Source organism: Nonomuraea sp. NPDC002799 (genome assembly GCF_053592075.1).
On sequence record NZ_JBSFVA010000008.1, the window covers coordinates 130,808 to 146,950 of the forward strand.

16 protein-coding genes are annotated in these 16,143 nt (G+C 71.5%); 6 read left to right on the forward strand and 10 right to left on the reverse strand.

The window, feature by feature from the left end:
• Positions 1 to 6: 6 nt before the first annotated feature.
• The gene (locus ACWD0F_RS17635; RefSeq protein ID WP_449876557.1) at positions 7 to 1,041 is read right to left on the reverse strand and encodes an alpha/beta hydrolase; all 1,035 of its coding nucleotides are present in this window, start codon (positions 1,039 to 1,041) and stop codon (positions 7 to 9) included.
• An 11-nt stretch (positions 1,042 to 1,052) separates the two neighbouring features.
• Entirely contained in the window at positions 1,053 to 2,267 is a 1,215-nt protein-coding gene (locus ACWD0F_RS17640) for an amidohydrolase family protein (RefSeq protein ID WP_449876559.1), read from the reverse strand.
• Positions 2,268 to 2,301: 34 nt separating this feature from the next.
• Between ACWD0F_RS17640 and ACWD0F_RS17645 the strand changes: the two genes are divergently transcribed.
• Both ACWD0F_RS17645 and ACWD0F_RS17650 read left to right on the forward strand, forming a co-directional pair.
• Positions 2,302 to 3,108: a methyltransferase domain-containing protein gene (locus tag ACWD0F_RS17645; protein ID WP_449876561.1), complete on the forward strand. Its 807-nt coding sequence runs from the start codon at positions 2,302 to 2,304 to the stop codon at positions 3,106 to 3,108.
• Between the two features lie 78 nt (positions 3,109 to 3,186).
• A complete protein-coding gene (locus ACWD0F_RS17650) occupies positions 3,187 to 3,642 on the forward strand; it encodes an SRPBCC family protein (RefSeq protein ID WP_449876563.1) in 456 nt (151 codons plus the stop codon).
• 3 nt (positions 3,643 to 3,645) lie between these two features.
• Here the strand turns inward: ACWD0F_RS17650 and ACWD0F_RS17655 are convergent, their stop codons facing one another.
• Positions 3,646 to 6,786, reverse strand: coding sequence for a BTAD domain-containing putative transcriptional regulator (locus ACWD0F_RS17655; RefSeq protein ID WP_449876565.1), 3,141 nt, complete (start codon positions 6,784 to 6,786; stop codon positions 3,646 to 3,648).
• Positions 6,787 to 6,922: 136 nt separating this feature from the next.
• Between ACWD0F_RS17655 and ACWD0F_RS17660 the strand changes: the two genes are divergently transcribed.
• The gene (locus ACWD0F_RS17660) at positions 6,923 to 7,612 is read left to right on the forward strand and encodes a helix-turn-helix domain-containing protein (protein ID WP_449876567.1); all 690 of its coding nucleotides are present in this window, start codon (positions 6,923 to 6,925) and stop codon (positions 7,610 to 7,612) included.
• Here the strand turns inward: ACWD0F_RS17660 and ACWD0F_RS17665 are convergent.
• The 4 genes from ACWD0F_RS17665 to ACWD0F_RS17680 form a co-directional block, all read right to left on the reverse strand.
• Entirely contained in the window at positions 7,596 to 8,258 is a 663-nt protein-coding gene (locus tag ACWD0F_RS17665) for an alpha-ketoglutarate-dependent dioxygenase AlkB family protein (protein WP_449876568.1), read from the reverse strand. The two genes, ACWD0F_RS17660 and ACWD0F_RS17665, sit on opposite strands and share 17 nt — an antisense overlap.
• A 28-nt stretch (positions 8,259 to 8,286) precedes the next feature.
• Complete coding sequence (locus ACWD0F_RS17670) at positions 8,287 to 8,850, reverse strand: GNAT family N-acetyltransferase (RefSeq protein WP_449876570.1); 564 nt, start codon at positions 8,848 to 8,850, stop codon at positions 8,287 to 8,289.
• A gap of 404 nt (positions 8,851 to 9,254) precedes the next feature.
• Positions 9,255 to 9,941 (reverse strand): 2OG-Fe(II) oxygenase, encoded by a 687-nt coding sequence (locus tag ACWD0F_RS17675; protein WP_449876572.1) that lies wholly within the window; start codon positions 9,939 to 9,941, stop codon positions 9,255 to 9,257.
• A complete protein-coding gene (locus tag ACWD0F_RS17680) occupies positions 9,938 to 10,432 on the reverse strand; it encodes a methylated-DNA--[protein]-cysteine S-methyltransferase (protein ID WP_449876574.1) in 495 nt (164 codons plus the stop codon). Before ACWD0F_RS17680 ends, ACWD0F_RS17675 begins: the two co-directional genes overlap by 4 nt.
• Positions 10,433 to 10,549: 117 nt before the next feature.
• On the opposite strand from ACWD0F_RS17680, the gene ACWD0F_RS17685 reads away from it, so the two are divergent.
• Positions 10,550 to 11,374: an alpha/beta hydrolase gene (locus ACWD0F_RS17685; protein WP_449876575.1), complete on the forward strand. Its 825-nt coding sequence runs from the start codon at positions 10,550 to 10,552 to the stop codon at positions 11,372 to 11,374.
• 61 nt (positions 11,375 to 11,435) lie between these two features.
• On the opposite strand, the gene ACWD0F_RS17690 is transcribed toward ACWD0F_RS17685, so the two are convergent.
• Positions 11,436 to 11,699 carry a hypothetical protein gene (locus ACWD0F_RS17690; RefSeq protein ID WP_449876577.1) on the reverse strand — a complete coding sequence of 88 codons (264 nt, stop codon included), beginning with the start codon at positions 11,697 to 11,699 and terminating at the stop codon, positions 11,436 to 11,438.
• Between the two features lie 558 nt (positions 11,700 to 12,257).
• On the opposite strand from ACWD0F_RS17690, the gene ACWD0F_RS17695 reads away from it, so the two are divergent.
• Positions 12,258 to 12,857, forward strand: coding sequence for a dihydrofolate reductase family protein (locus ACWD0F_RS17695; RefSeq protein WP_449876579.1), 600 nt, complete (start codon positions 12,258 to 12,260; stop codon positions 12,855 to 12,857).
• Positions 12,858 to 12,937: 80 nt separating this feature from the next.
• Here the strand turns inward: ACWD0F_RS17695 and ACWD0F_RS17700 are convergent, their stop codons facing one another.
• Together ACWD0F_RS17700 and ACWD0F_RS17705 are read right to left on the reverse strand one after the other, a co-directional pair.
• Complete coding sequence (locus tag ACWD0F_RS17700; RefSeq protein WP_449876581.1) at positions 12,938 to 13,381, reverse strand: hypothetical protein; 444 nt, start codon at positions 13,379 to 13,381, stop codon at positions 12,938 to 12,940.
• Between the two features lie 233 nt (positions 13,382 to 13,614).
• Positions 13,615 to 15,261 carry a CocE/NonD family hydrolase gene (locus ACWD0F_RS17705; protein WP_449876583.1) on the reverse strand — a complete coding sequence of 549 codons (1,647 nt, stop codon included), beginning with the start codon at positions 15,259 to 15,261 and terminating at the stop codon, positions 13,615 to 13,617.
• A 113-nt stretch (positions 15,262 to 15,374) separates the two neighbouring features.
• On the opposite strand from ACWD0F_RS17705, the gene ACWD0F_RS17710 reads away from it, so the two are divergent.
• The gene (locus tag ACWD0F_RS17710) at positions 15,375 to 16,010 is read left to right on the forward strand and encodes a TIGR03086 family metal-binding protein (protein ID WP_449876585.1); all 636 of its coding nucleotides are present in this window, start codon (positions 15,375 to 15,377) and stop codon (positions 16,008 to 16,010) included.
• The last annotated feature ends 133 nt before the right edge of the window (positions 16,011 to 16,143 follow it).

Below are 16,143 nucleotides of genomic sequence, written 5' to 3' on the forward strand. Positions count from 1 at the left end.
CATGCTTCAGGGGGACAGGCGGCGGGCCAGCCAGGCCAGGGCGAGCGGATAGCGGTATTCGATCGCCCCGTGACCGGCGTCGAAGAGCTCGAAGAAGATCCGCTCATCGGGCACCCCCGCCGCCGCCAGCGCCCGGTGGAAGGCGACGGCGCCGAAGTCCAGGAAATATTCGTCCTTGTCGCCGGCGTCCACCCAGATGGCCCGCATCGACCGCAGCGCCTCGGCGTAGCGCGGCTCGCGGGCCATCACCACCGGATCGCAGGCCAGCCAGCGCTCCCACACCTCGGGAACGACGGCGCCCGTGTCGTCGAACGGCACGCGCACGGTCCCGTCGGCGTCGGCGGAGTAGGCGGCCGCGTAGGCGTACATCTCCAGCAGTTCGAGGTCGCCCTCCTTGGTCCCCGCCAGACGCCCGCGGAAGTCGGCCAGGAACGTGTCGTAGGAGCCGTCGTACCGGTCGCGCAGCCGGCGCGCCAGCGCCGGGAAGGCCCGGCGCTGGCCGACCTCGAACAGCGCGTCGCCGGCGTGCGTGGCCAGCGCGCCGAACACGTCGGGCGCCAGCATGGCGCTCACCATGGCGCCGTAGCCGCCGCTCGACTTGCCGGTGATCGCCCGGTGGTCGCGGCTCGCGATCGTGCGGTAGTGCGCGTCCACCCACGGCACGACCTCGTCGCGCAGGTAGGAGTGATAGCGCCCGGTGCCGGGGGAGTCGAGATACTGGCTCCCGCCGAGCGAGGTCCAGGCGTCCACGTAGACGACGATCGCGGGCGGCACGTCGCCGCCGGCGAACACGGCGTCGGCCAGCTCCGGGTACGGCTGGCGGAACGGCATCCTGTTGAGCCACATGGCGACGTGCCCGGTGTAGCCGAGCAGCACGTACACGGCGGGGTAGCGGCGTTCCGGCTCGTCGTCGTAGCCCGGCGGGACGTACACCATGAGCGGCCGCTCGTGCGGATCGCCCAGCGGGTTGCCGCGCAGCAGGGCGCTGTCGACCACGCGATGGTCCAGACGTCCGGCGAGCTCGGCGGACCAGGGCAGCATGACATCTCCTCTCAACCGGCGGAACCGGTCACCGTGTCCACGCCCGTCTGCGCGACGGAGCGTCCCGAGACCAGGACGAGCGCGAGGTCGCGCAGGTCGGCCAGGCGGCGCAGCGGATCGCCCGCGACCGCGATCAGATCGGCCCGCTTGCCCGCCTCCAGGCTGCCGGTGACCTCGCCGACCCCGCAGGCGTCGGCCGCCAGCACGGTGGCCAGCTCGATGACCTCCGGGTTGGAGTAGCCGGTCACCGCGAACATCTCCAGGCCGCCCACGTAGCCGTCGGTGCGGTTGTCGATGCCGCCGACGGCGAACCCGGCGTCGGTGCCCGCGATCATGCGCACCCCCGCCTCCCGCATCGCGGACAGCGTGCCCATCCAGGCGTCGTACATCTCCTGCCCGTGCACCTCGCGCATGCGCCCCAAGGAGCCGTGCACGGTGGGGCAGACGTACGTGCCGGCGGCCGCGACCAGCTCGGCGAGCCCGGCGTCGTAACGGTGGCCGGACGGGGTGAAGAACGTGCAGTGCTCGATCGTCGTGACACCGGCGTCGAGGCAGCTCCTGATCGCGGCGTGCCCGTGGGCGTGGGCCGCGACGCCCTTGCCCCGGCTCGCCGCCTCTTCGACGACCACGCGGAGCTGCTCGGTGGAGTATTGCGACGTCCAGCTCGGCGGCGCGCCCGGCGTCATCAGCCCGCCGGAGGCCATCACCTTCAGGCAGTCGGCCCCCGCCCGCAGGTTCTCCCTGGCCACGCGGCGGATGGCGGGCTCGTCGTCGGCCTCGCCGCCCATGTACCAGCAGTGGCCGCCGGTGATCGTGATGGGCCTGGTCGCGGCCAGCAGGTGCGGGCCGACGGCCAGGCCGTCCTCGATCGCGTCCCGTAAGGCCAGGTCGAGGAAGTCGCGCCCGCCGAGGTCGCGGGCGGTGGTGACGCCGGCCGACACGAGCTTGCGGGCGTTCTCCGCCATCCGCAGCAGCAGCCGCTGGTCGCTCTCGGGGCTGCGCCGCGTGACCGGATCGACCTTCGGGTCGAACCCCAGGTGCACGTGCGCGTCGATCAGCCCGGGCAGCACCGTGTGACCGGGCAGCTCGGTGACCTCGCCTGTCTCGCCTGCGCTGCCGGGTGGGCCGACCGAGACGATCGCGGGCCCGTCGATGAGGATCTCGCCGTTCTCGATCACCTGTCCGGGGCGGCCGGTGAGCACCTTGGCGGCGCGGATGATCCTCATGCGACCCAGCCTGCCACACGGCCATGGACCGGCCATGGACCCCGCAGGGCTCGCGTGCGAGGCTCGATCCGTGCAGGACTACTACCGCGACCTGGCCGCCGACTACCACTGGATCTTCCCCGACCGGACCGTGGTGCCGCCCGGCGTGATCGGCGGCACCTCCAGCGGCAGCGGCTCGCTCATCGAGGACGTGGTCGGCGCCCTGCCGCCCGGCGCCCGCGTGCTCGACTGCGCCTGCGGCATCGGCACGGACGCGATGGCGCTCGCGCACCGGGGCCTGCGGGTCACCGGCTCCGACGGCAGCCCCGCCATGGTCGAGCAGGCCCAGCGCCGCGTGCCCGGCGTCGAGTTCCTCACGTGTTTGTGGCAGGACCTGCCGACGACGATGAAGGAGCCGTTCGACCTGGTCACGTGCCTGGGCAACTCGCTGGTGCACACCGGCTCGCACGACGCCATGGTGGCCGCGCTGGCGGCGATGCGGCGCGTCGTGACGCCCGGCGGCACGCTGATCGTCGACTCGCGCAACTGGGAGCAGCTCTATCGGGAGCGGCCGCGGATCCAGCCGGCGGGCGAGTTCAGGGAACGGGACGGGGTGCGCTCGCTCTGCGTGTACGTCTGGACGATTCCCGCCGACTTCGCCGAGCCGTGCCTGGCGGAGGTCGTCCTGCTGCTGGAGCGGCCCGACGGCTCGGTGACCCACCGCCGCTACCCGATCGACTTCCAGCCGTTCACCCCCGATGACCTGCGCGCCCGGCTGGAGGAGGCGGGCTTCGAGGTGACGGCGTCGTCCTTCCGCGCGGACGCGCCGCGCTACGCCATGGCGGCCACGCCCCTGCCTTAAGGGCCCGGGAAGGGGATCGTAAGCCCGGCCGGGCACCTTGGAGCCATCAGCGCCGCCGCGAGCACCGAGGACGAGACCATGGCCCAGACCGTTCTTTCGACCGCCGAGTACGACATCACCCGCGTCTTCGACGCCCCCCGGGAGCAGGTGTACGCCGCCTGGACCGAGCCCGAGCACTTCTCCCGCTGGTTCGGCCCGAGCACACTCGCCACCCCGGTGGGCCGGATCACCCTGGACGCGTGGCCGGGCGGGAGCTGGCGCGCCGTCCTGGTGGGGGAGGAGGGGTTCGAGGTGACGCTCGACGGGACGTACCGGGAGGTGCGCGCGGCCGAGCGGCTGGTGTTCACCACGGGCGACCCCGACCATCCGGGCGACGGGCCCGCGTCCGTGGTGACGGTCGACTTCGCCGACCTGGGCGGCCGGACGGAGATGCGCTTCCACCAGCTCGGCGTCAACACCGCCCCGGAGCACGCCGAGCAGGCCAGGCAGGGCTGGATCGAGTTCTTCGACCGCCTGGCCGAGCACCTGGCCTGAGGACTACAGCAGGTCCAGCGCCTCGTCGAGCTTGTGGGTGGCGCCGTGCTCGTACGCCGCCGTGAACGTCTCCTCACCGAGCACGGCACGCACCCGCGTGTGGACCGCGTCGATCATCTCCTGCTCGGACGCGCCGGCGGGAGTGCGGTTGTGCTCCCTGGCGGCGGCCGCAACGCCGAGCAGCCTGGCGGCCCGCCCGGTGCCGCCGGCCGCCGACGCGGCCCCCTCCAGAGCCCCCGCCATCGTCCGCGGATCGCCGATCCTGCGGCCGGCGGCCAGCGCCTCCAGGTGCAGCTCCATGGCCGTGTCCGGATCGCCGCGCAGCTCCGTCAGATAGCCCAGCTCGATCAGCGTGGACGGCAGGTGCAGGGACGGCTCGACGTCCGGGTCGCGGTCGACGCCTTCGAGCAGGTGGCGCAGGTGCGTCTCGGCCAGGTCGAGCCGGCCGGCCCGGCGCGCGGCGAAGGCGAGGCCCATCTCCGCCATGGTCTCGCCGCCCTTGTGGCCCTGCCCGATGGAGAGCCTCCTGGCGCGTTCGCAGAACTCCATGGCGCGCTCGTACTCGCCGTTCTGCAGCGCCATCCAGCCCAGCCAGGCCGTACGGCCGGCGACCTCGGGCCAGAGCCCCAGGTCCTCGGCGATCCGCAGGCCCTCGGTGAACAGCCGGTTGGCCTGCTGCGGATCGCTCGCCATCTCCGCCATGCCGCCCAGCCACTCCGTGGCCTGCAGCACCCCCCAGCGGTCGCCGAGCTCGGTGAACAGCCGGGCGCTCTCCTCGCCGTCGCGCTTCAGCGCCTCGAAGTCCCGCGTGGTGAACGCGTCCCTGGCCTGCCTGGCGAGCGCGGCGGCCACGCCCCACCGGTCCCCGAGCGCCCGGAACGCGGCCAGCGACCGGCGGGTCAGCTCCTGACCGGTCGGCATGTCCCTGATGTGCATCGCGATGAACAGCTCGGCCCTGGCCCGCTCGCCGGGGTCGCCGAGCCCTGCCAGCGCCGCCGCCCAGTCGGCCTGCTCGCCGAGCATCAGCGCGAACCCGGCCTGCCAGGCCGCCGTCCGCGCCCTGGGGCCCTCGCTCTCGCCCTGGATGGACAGGACCGCCGTCAGTGAGCGCCGCCCCTCGGTCAGCCGGCCGCGCAGGAACCAGTACCAGGCCAGCGCGTTCACCAGCCGGGTCGCGCTGTCCGCGTCCTGCTGGGCGGCCGCCGTGTCGAGCGCCGCCCGCAGGTTCGCGGCCTCCGCGTCCAGGCGCAGCAGCCGGTCCCGCTGCTCGTGCCCGTACAGCTCGGGCTCAGCCTCCAGCGCCAGCGCCAGGTAGTGACCGAGGTGCGCGCGGCGGACCCGGTCGAGCTCGCCGGCCTCCGCCAGCCTGGCCAGGCAGTACGCGGACACCGACTCCAGCATCCGGTAGCGGACGCCCAGCGGGGTGTCGGCGACGATCACGAGCGAGCGGTCGACGAGCCGGGCCAGCAGATCGAGCACGTCCAGCCCCTGGCCGCCCGGATCGGCGGCGGCCGTGACGTCCTCCGCGGCCTCCAGGGTGCAGCCGTCGGCATGCACGGCCAGGCGGCGCAGGACACACCGCTCGTCCTCCGACAGCAGGTCCCAGCTCCAGTCGATCACCGCGGTGAGCGTCTGCTGGCGGGCCGGCGCGCCCCGCTGCCCCGAGGCCAGCAGGCGGAAGCGGTCGTCCAGCCGGGCCACCACGCCCCGCACGCCGAGAGCCCGCACCCGGGTCGCGGCCAGCTCCAGAGCCAGCGGGATGCCGTCCAGACGCCGGCAGAGCTGCGCGACGGCCTGCGCGTTGCCCGCGTCCAGCGTGAACCCGCGCGCGGAGGCGGCGGCCCTGGTCACGAAGAGCCGGACGGCGTCCGACCCGGCCATGGTCGTCAGATCGGCGCCGGCGGGCACGCCGAGCGGCGGCACGCTCCACAACACCTCGCCGTGCACCGCCAGCGGCTCCCGGCTCGTCGCCAGGATCCGCAGGCCGGGACAGGCGCGCAGGAGCAGCTCGGCCAGCTCGGCGACCTGCTCCACCAGGTGCTCGCAGTTGTCCAGCACGAGCAGCATGCGCCGGCTCCGCAGCGCGCCGGCGAGCTGCCCGGCGGGATCGGCGGAAGCGGCGTCCTCCCGGATGTCCAGGGCCGCCATGACGGCCTCCGCCGGTGCGCGGGACGCCTGGTCGAGCGCCACCAGCCAGGCGCCGTCCGGATGGTCGCCCACCAGGCGGGCCGCGACCTCCAGCGCCAGCCGGGTCTTCCCGACCCCGCCGGTGCCGGTGAGCGTGACCAGCCGCTCCTCCCCGGCCAGCGCGCACACCTCGGCCAGCGCGCCGTCCCGGCCGATCAGCTTGCTCACGGAGGCGGGCAGGTTCGAGACGGGACGGCCGGCGGGCACGCTCAGGGCCGGGTCCTGCCCGAGCACCGCCTGGTGCAGCGCGACCAGCTCGGGTCCCGGATCCAGCCCGAGCTCGTCGGCCAGGCGCGCACGCAGCTCCACGTACGACGCCAGGGCCTCGCTCTGGCGCCCGGCCCGGTAGAGGGCGCGCATGTGCACGGCCCGCAGGCGCTCCCTGAGCGGATGCCGGGCCACCAGGTCGCCCAGCTCGCCCACGAGCAGCCCGTGCTCGCCCAGCTCCAGCCGCGCCTCCGCCTGCTGCTCCAGCGCCGACAACCGCTGCTCCTCCAGGCGGACGATGGCCGACCTGGTGTACTCCTCGTCGGCGAAGTCCGCGTACGCCGGCCCCCGCCACAACGCCAGCGCGTCGGCCAGTAACCCCGCCCTGGTCCTGGCGTCGCCGGCGGCCTCGGCCCGCGCCAGCAGGCCGGCGAAGCGGGTCGCGTCCAGGGCGCCGGGGTCCGGCCGCAGGAGATAGCCGGGAGCGCGGGAGACGACGAGGTTCTTGCCGCCGGACTCGGCGTCCTCCAGCGCCTTGCGCAGTTGGGAGACCCGCACCTGCAGCGCGCCCGCCGGGTTGCCCGGCGGCTCCGCGCCCCACAGGTCGTCCAGCAGGCGGTCCACCGACACCGGATGGCCCTCGTGGACGAGCAGGTCCACGAGCAGCGCCCGGACCTTGAGGCCGGGGACCGTGACGGTCTCGCCGGCGTCCGTCCACACGGCCAGCGGTCCAAGCACGCCAAAACGCATGCTCGTCACCCTATGTGCGCTCTTGAGCCCCAGAGAAGCGCGGCCGAACACGGAGACTGCCCTGTTTCCCGGGCCGGCCGCGCGCACCGTCGCGATCCTGCGCCGGGCGGACCATCGCCTTCGTTAGGCTGCGCGGGTGGACACAGGGGAACTGAAGGAACGTGTACGCGAGCTGCGTGAGCAGGGCAGGTCGCCGAAGGAGATCGCCCGCGCGCTGAAGGTGCCGCCCTCGGTCGTGGCGCCGCTGGTGCGGGCCATCGCCGCCGAGAGCGCCGGCACCGGCGAGCCCGAGGTGGCCGGCTGCTGGATCAACACCGGCTGGAGCGCGGGGCTCGGCGTCGATCCGGCGCGCGGGTGGGCCGACGAGGCGCCCGAGTCGGGCGCGGACGGGATGCTCTGCGTGCTCGTCGCCCGGCGGCACACCTGGGACAGGATGACGGTCAGCGGCTTCCTCGTCGACGCCTACTGCCTGGGGGCCAAGGACGCGATCGGTCCTGACGTGCTCGACGACCGGCAGCTCCGGCGCTTTCGCGACTACTTCTTCGGCGAGTACGCGGGCTGGCAGGAGGCGCCCATCGAGCTGGCGCGGGACCTGGTGTTCGGCGCCGTCGACTACGCGCGCGGGCTCGGGTTCGAGCCGCACGAGGACTTCGCGCCGGCCTCCGAGGTGCTGGGCAAGTGGGAGGGCGACTCCGCGATCACCTTCGGGCGGGACGGCAGGCCCTATTACATGCAGGGGCCGCACGACAATCCGGACAAGGTGCTGCGGACCCTGCGGCGCACGCTCGGCGACGACGCGTTCGACCACATCACCGCAGCCCCGTGACGCGCATCGTGATGTTCAGCCGGCCGGAGGTCAGGCCGGTGGCGGGGTCGCCCGTTCCCGGATAGACCTTCGGCACGCCGTGGTAGGCGAAGCGTGACGGGCCGCCGAAGACGAACAGGTCGCCGGAGGCGAGCTGGACATCGGTGTACGGGCGGCCGCGCGTCTCGGTGTTGCCGAAGCGGAACACGCACGTGTCGCCGATGCTCAGCGACACCACCGGGGCATCGGACTTCTCGTCCTTGTCCTGATGCATGCCCATCTTGGCCTGGCCGTCGTAGAAGTTGATCAGAGCGGTGTCGGGCTCGTAGCCCTCGCTGAGGGGGCCGTACACGCCGGCGGAGGCACTGGATGCGGCGGCCAGGGCGCGGCGGCCCAGGTCGCCGAGCCAGCCGGGGAAGGCGGCGACCTGGTGGCCGTTCACGTCGCCGGCGTGGCGGGTGTACTTGTACGGCTGCCAGTGCCAGCCTACGCAGACCGTCCGCACGGACATGACGCCGCCTCGGGGGAGCACCGTGTGCCTGATCGGCACGGGGCCGGTGGCCCACTCGCGGCAGACCTGGACGAGGTGGCGCTGCTCGTCCAGCGGCAGCCAGCCGGGGACGTGCACCGCGCCGGGGGCGATTTCTCGTGGCGGGAGTGGAATCACGGCTTTTCCTGATAAATCACGTTACGGCCTAGGCTCGATCGGCCTTCCACTCGTGGGAAAGCGCCGCGTAAACGTATTCGCTGCCCCAGCGCTCGCCGTCGAGCTCGTTCTCGATGAGGTGTGCTTCCCGGCGCATGCCGAGGCGCTCGCACACGTGCACCGACCCGCTGTTGAGCACGTCGAGACGGGCGAAGAGCCGGTGGGCGCCCAGCTCGGCGAAAGCCAGCGAGGCGGTCGCGAACGCTGCCTCGGTCGCGTAACCCCGGCCACCGTACGTGGGGTTGAAGATCCAGCCGATCTCGGCCTGGCGGGCCCGCGCGTTCGCCAGCTTCAGGACCACTTCGCCGATCACCCTTGCCTCGCCGGTCAGACAGACCGCGACCACCAGATCATCGCCATCCTCGGCCCACGCCTTGTCGGCCGCGCGCCGTGTCAGACTCTGCGCGCACTGCTCGCGGGTAAGCGGCGGCCGGTAGAGGTAGCGGGCCACCTCGGGGAGGCTCTGGTAGGCGTACAGGTCATCGATGTCGTCAGGCGTGAACAGGCGCAGGGTGAGCCGTTCGGTGGTGGCGGGCAGCGAAAGTTTGATCATCGGCTTGGCGTCTTCCCTTTGTCTGCTGTCCCGCCAGCCTAATCGATCACACAACGCCCGAGGTCAGGTCCTGCTCGACGGTACAAGGGCGGCTACCGAGTCCCATACGCTCAGTGATCACCGCCGGGTCCGGCCTGCTCGGCGTTCAGGACCTTGACGGACTCACCGCTCCGGCCTACTGCCGGTCTCCCTAAGGTGTCGGCGACCTCCGGGCGACGTTCGGACGTAGCGACCGAGGCCATGACAGCAAGAAGCCCCTGCCTTTTACCTGGCAAGTGCTCCTGTCGTTGTCCTAGAAATCGAACTCGCCGTTCTTGGCACCGTCAGTCCGTACAAACGTGCCCCACGATGCCCGCCGAGGATACGAGTGTCCATCGGCCCGCAGCGTGTACGTCATGGCTCTTTCATGCGGCATCGTGAAAGACCAGCCCCAGTGTGTGCCGCAGTCCCGACCGCACGGTGCTCACCCCGTGCCGCACCGGCGCGGCCGACCAGCCGCGCGACGAGCGCACCGGCCGGTCCCGGGTGGTGAAGATCAACCCGTGCCCCTGCGGCAACAGGGTCACCGTCCCCCGGGACTGAGCTCGTGGCCGCTGCTCCACCAGCAGGAACTCGCCGCCGGTGTAGTCCTCGCCGGGCCGGTCGAGCCCGACCACCACCTGAAGCGGGAACACCAGATCCCCATAAAGGTCGCGGTGCAGGGCGTTCCAGTCGTCGCGCTCGTACCGCAACAGGATGGGCGTCGGCTTGGTCTGCCCTGCCCGGTGGCACATGTCGAGCCACTCATCGAAGTCGTCCGGCCACGGCGCGGGCTGTCCGAGCTTGGCCGCCCAGTCGCGGGCGATCGGCAGCAGGCGCGGGTAGAACGCGGCCCGCAACCCCTCGACCAGTGGCGGGAGCGGCCGGCTGAAGTAGCGGTACTGCCCGGCGCCGAACCGGTAGCGCTCCATGTCGATCGTGGACCGGAACAGCCCGGCCTCGCCGTACAGGCCCGCGATCTGCTCGCACTCCTCGGGCGTGAGGACCTGGGGAGTCAGCGCGCACCCGTACGTGTTGACCTCCTTCGCCAGCGCGGCCCAGTCGGCCCTCACGACACGCTCCAGAGCTGCGGCTGCAGCGCGCCTTCGAGGGTGAGCAGGTGGTGCTTGCGCTGCACGCCGCCCGCGTAGCCGGTCAGCGATCCGCCGGCGCCGATGACGCGGTGGCAGGGGCGGACGATGAGCAGCGGGTTCGCGCCGATGGCGGCGCCGACGGCGCGGATCCGGTCACGGGGCGCGCCGATGCGGGCGGCGAGAGCTCCGTAGGTCGTCGTGGTCCCGTACGGCAGCGCCGCCACCGCCGCCCACACCTTCTCCTGGAACGTACTGCCCCGGGTGACGACGGGCAGGTCGAAGGAGGTGCGCTCGCCCGCGAAGTACTCGCCGAACTGCCGCTCCGCCGCCGCGAACAACCCGCGCGACCCCGCTGCCACCGCTTCCTCCACCCGCACGCTCACGTCGAATGACACGCGCGTCAGCGCCGAGCCGTCGGCGACGAGCAGGATCTCGCCCACTGGGCTGTCGATCGTGGTGTAGATGTCCATACCTTCTACAACACCGCCGAGCTACGAAAAGTCTGCGGTTTTCGGACCTCGCAGCCCGCAGTTGTCGGCGGGCGAGCCGACGTCGTACGCTCACCGCATTTCCAGCGAGGAGTGAGCATGGCGGAGTCGACCGAGCACACCTTCACCGGCACCAGGGGCCTGAACAACCTCCGCGCCTGGCCGAATGACCAGCCAAGATACGTCGCCCTGCTGATCCACGGATACGGCGAGCACATCGGCCGCTACGACTACGTGGCGGATCGGCTCGTCCGGCACGGCGCGGCCGTCTACGGCCTCGACCACATGGGGCACGGCAAGTCGGCGGGCGACAGGGTGCTCATCGAGGACTTCGAGGACGTGGTCACCGACGCGCACACCGTCGAGGACCGCGCCAGAGCCGACCACCCCGGCGTGCCGGTCGTGCTGATCGGCCACTCGATGGGCGGCATGATCGCAGCCCGCTACGCCCAGCGCTACGGCGACGGCCTGGCCGCCCTCGTCCTGTCCGGTCCGGTGATCGGCGAATGGGGCGTCGTCCCCGCGCTGCTCGCGCTCCCCGAGATCCCCGACATCCCCATCGACCCGGCCACGCTCTCCCGCGACCTCTCCGTGGGCGCGGCGTACGCCGCCGACCCGCTCGTGTGGCACGGGCCGTTCAAGCGGACCACGGTGCAGGCGTTCGCGACGACGCTGGCGGTGATCGCCAAGGGCGGGACGTTCGGGACGCTGCCCACGCTGTGGGTGCACGGGGAGGAGGACGAACTCGTTCCGGTCGCGGGCAGCCGTGCGGGGATCGAGACCGTGAAAGGCGAGGACTTCCGGGAGCGGATCTACCAGGGGGCTCGGCACGAGGTCTTCAACGAGACGAACAAGGACGAGGTCCTGGACGACGTCACCACCTTCGTGGACACCGCCCTCACCGGCGAACCCTCGGCCCGATAGCTCAGAGCAGGTCACCGGACCAGCAGCCTGGGCGCGCCCACGGTCCGGTCGCCCCGGCAGGTCACCGGACCAGCAGCCAGACGTGGCCCGAGCCACGCGTACGAGTGAGCTCGATCTTCCAGCAGCCGCGCTTGGGGAACACGAACCCCGTCCCCCACTCCTGACCGGGCCGCTCCCAGTTGGACCCGCCGTGTTCCTCGGGCCCCCAGACGAGCTTGGCGGAGGTGCCGTCCGGGAGTGTGCCCGTGACCCGCAACGGCCCTTCGCCGGTCATCCGCCACACGATCTTGACCTCCTTGCCGCGCGGGAGGGGTGGCTTGCCCACGAAAAGCAACCCCCACAACTCCGCATCCTGAGCCGTCCCCCTGAGCTCAGGAAACGCGTCGCCGAGATACACCGGACTGCCGTGACACCCAGCACCCGTCACACCGGGACTCGCACTCGCGGACCCAGACGTCACAACACTTGGGCTCGCAGCGCCGGGGCTCCCGGCACCAGTGCTCACGGCGCTGGGACTCACCGGGCCCGGCGTCACGCGCGAGTCGCCTGGTGTCCCGCTCCCGTCCGCCCGCGCCCCCGCGTCGGGCGGCGCACCCGTGCCGCACCCGCTGACCACCAGCGACACCACCAGTCCGCCTGCCAACAACCACCTCATGTATCGTCCTCCCGCCCTACTTACTCCAGACGGAGCCAGAAGGTTCCACCCACTCCGCAGTCGTCCTTCCGGCGCTCGCCGCCGAGATGAGGCGGTGAGGCGCGCGCCTGGGTCCCGGACGGAGAAAGTCCGGAAAAAGACTCCCGCCGGCATGTAGAGAACGGCCGGACGACTCCGACCTCCCCGTGAAGCGCGTCAGACAGGCGCAGGACCGCAGGAGGCAGCGAGATGAGCAAGGTCACTTGTGACATGGCGATGTCCGTCGACGGCTTCGTGGCCGGGCCGAACCAGAGCCTGGAGCTGCCGTTCGGTGAGGGCGTGAACGAGCGCCTGCACCGGTGGATGTTCGACGAGGCCGAGCAGCACGCCGCCGTGATCGAGAGCGTCACCGACGCCGGGGCCTTCATCATGGGCCGCAACATGTTCAGCCCCGGGCGCGGTGCCTGGGATCTGGACTGGAACGGCTGGTGGGGCGACGAGCCGCCGTACCACGCGCCGGTCTTCGTCCTCACCCACCATCGCCGCGACCCGGTGAGGATGAAGGGCGGCACGACGTACACGTTCGTCACCGACGGGATCGAGGCGGCGATGGCCCAGGCGCGCCAGGCCGCCGGCGACCGCAACGTCGCCATCACCGGCGGCGCCGAGACGGTGAACCAGTACCTGCGGGCGCGGCTCATCGACGAGCTGCGCCTGCACATCGCGCCCGTGCTCCTCGGCCGCGGCGAGCGGCTGCTCGACGACGTCGGAGACATCACGCTCGAACTGGTCGGCACCCCCACGGCCACCAGCCTCGTCACCCACCTGACGTACCGGGTCATGCCTTGACCCCAGTGAGTCGGGTTGAGCTGGACGAGCACGGTCTGCCGAGTAGTGCGTCATCCCTGCTGCGCCGGCGATGGCGTTCTCTAACCGCCCTCTGAAGCTCGGGCGGTCGCGGCGACGTACTCGTCGGTGGTCATGCCGAGGTTGGGGTCGTGCCGGTTGAGGTCGTGCTGGTCGTCAGCCCATTGCTGGTACTCCCGCCGGACGGTGAGCTCGTCGGAGTCGACAGTACGGGCGATCTCGGTCCAGGTGACTCCGCCCAGCAACGCGTGGTGGACGTTGGTGGGATGGCGCACGGTGCGGGCGATGCACTCCGCGAGCGCCAGCAGTTCGATGTGCTCGGCCACGGTAAGCGGAGGACGGTCATCAGCTCCATGCCGGGCGGGGTCATAGATCCCGCGACCCACCAGCTCAATCCGGGCGCGAGCCGATGTGTCCTTGGCGGCCAGCTCGTTGTAGCGCTCCAACTGCTGACTGACCGGCATGTCGTATCGAGCGTCGCGCCAGGTCGTCATGTGCTCAGGCATCGTCATAAGGGATTTCTCCAAGGGCGGTCGAGTGCTAGCGATCATGCCGCAGATCTGTGAGACGGATGGCCGGATATCCCTCAGACTGCTGGGACTGCCTCAAAGGTAGCGAGACAGGACAACCCCCTCATCACCGCGAGTCTGCGGACGGGAGCGAAGGGGCCGCTTGCGGGACGGCCGTCTTTCCGCAAGCAGCCCAGAGCCCTTGGTCACAGCGGCGCACGGGCAACCGTCTACGGCGATCCCGGTTGACGGACCCGATCGCCCAGCACGGGCAGCGTCACCGACGACGGATGCTCCGCGTCATGGAAGATCTCGAACCGAGTCGGCCGGGTCCGGATCGCCCGCCCCACCGGCTCACCGGTCCCGTGGTTGCGCGCGAACCTGGGAAACGCCCCGCCCGCCACCTGCACCCGCAGCCGATGCCCACGCCTGAACCGATACCCGGTCGGATGCAGCTCGATCTCCGCCCGGACCACGCCGGTGTCTCCGGGCGGCAGGCGCAGGATGCCGTCGGTGACGTTGCGGGAGACCCCGGCCGGATCGACGTCGCACAGCCGTACGAAGAGATCGGCATGACCGGTGTCAGTGCGCACGTGGACGGTCGCGGAGACGGGCCCGATCAGATCGAGATCCCGCGCGAGCGGCGTGCCCGTGTAGACGAGCACGTCGGATCGTGACTCGATGTCCCGGTTGTCGCGCTGCTTCGACTCCTTCATGTCCAGGAGCGGCCCGCCGCACGACCGCGTGGGATGCGCGGGATCGTACGTGAACGTGCCGGGATCCCCCGCACCAGGCGTGCCCCACCCGAGCCCCCGGTGCGGCAGCAAGTAGAGCGGCGTGACAGTGGACTGGGCAGGCGGCCACCTGTCGAAGTCGAGCCACCGGTCGGCCTGCTGCAGGTAGAGCCGCACCGGTGAGCGATGGAGCTCCGCGGTGTCGCCGAGGAGGTGCGCCGACAACCACGACACCTGGTCGGAGAGGAGGGCCCGCATCGCCCCGAGATCGTGCCCCCACGGCCCGATCACGATCCGGCTCTGCCGTCCGGCCTCCCGCAGCGTGGCGAAGTCGCGCAACTGCGCCGGCAGGAACAGATCCCACCATCCCGTCACCATGCTGGTCGGAGTGGCCATCTTGCCCGCCGCCGCGCTGTTGTCGGTGCCGGCCCAGAACCCGTCGCCTGGCTCGGCATGCGCCGCCACCTCCCGCAGGAACGGCACCGCCTTCCCGATCGCCGCCACGTCGGAGGTCTCGATCGGCACGTGCGCCATGGCCCGCCGCAGCCGGCGTTGCCGGCGCGGATCGAACATCCCGCCGAGCGCCGCCTCCTCCTGGGTCCCGATGAGCGAGGTCCAGGTGAGCATGTTGTGCAGCGCGAACACCCCGCCCGGATAGAACGTCGTCGTGAACTCGCTGGCCGTCACCCCCAGGCACATGGCCTCCAGCGGCGGATCGAGGTAGGGCCCGACGGCCCACTGCGTATACCCCAGGTAGCTTGCCCCCGCCATCGCCAGCCGCCCGTCGCACCACGGCTGCCCGCGCAACCAGGCGGCGGTGGCCAGGCCGTCGTCCTTCTCCTGGTGGAAGGCCGCGAACTGGCCGTCGGAGCCGAACGTGCCCCGGCTGTCCTGCACGACGACCTGCAGGCCGCGCATGGCCAGCACACGCGCGGTGATCTTGGAGTCGAACCGATGCCTGCCGTACGGGGTGCGGATCAGCACCACGGGCAGCGGCCCCACGCTGCGCGGCCGGTAGCGGTCGGCCCGCAACACGACGCCATCGGGCATGGGAACACGCAGGTCACGCGTCACGTCGAGGTCGGGCGTCGTGGCCTCGGGCAGCCCGAGAATCCGATCGAACAGTCTGCTGAGCACGCTCATGGCAGTCCTTTCGCTCCGCTCCCCAGCGTACGGATCCGGCCCCTCCGGGAGAACTCCTCCCGCACGCGATGACTTCTCACCTCCGGGCGGGTCTGCATGAACGAGGAGGCGACATGGGCGAACAACGACAGGCACTGGCCGCAGGGGTGGCGTTGCTGGAACGAGCGATCGACTACACGCTCGGCAGCCTGCGCATCGTCACCCCGGCCGCCCTCTGCCGCCCGACGCCATGCTCCGGCTGGAACCTGCAGCAACTCCTCGACCACATGACCGCCTCCCTCCGCACCCTGGCGGAGGCCGCCACCGGCCACATCCCCTACGACCCAGACCCGCGAACGCCGCCACACGGCCGCTCGAACCCGCGAACCCCGTCACCCGGCCGCTCGAACCCGCGAACCTCGCCGGCCCTCCTCCTCAGAGACGGCGCCACCGAAGTCCTCGGCCTTTGGGCGGCCGCGCTCACCGACGACCTGATCTCCATTCACGACCGTCACCTCACCAGCCCCATGGTGGCCGCAGTCGGCGCGATCGAGATCGCCGTTCACGGCTGGGACGTGGCCAGGTCCTGCGGCGACCGCCGCCCGATCCCGCCGTTCATGGCCGAGGAACTCCTTGACCTGGCCCGGGTGCTCGTCACAAGAGCCGAACGTCCGGCCAGGTTCGCCCGTCCGCTGACGGTCCCGACGTACGCGCCATCCCAGGACCACCTCCTGGCCTACCTCGGCCGTGACCCGAACTGGCCAGCCTGACACCCGGCATTTTCCGCTCACACGCCGTACGATCATCCTGTACGGCAAGTGAAACCACCCACTCGGCACGAGTCCACAACGGCTCACCAGATACGGTGAGAAGATCGTGATCAGGCGCCGGCGAAGCCATCCA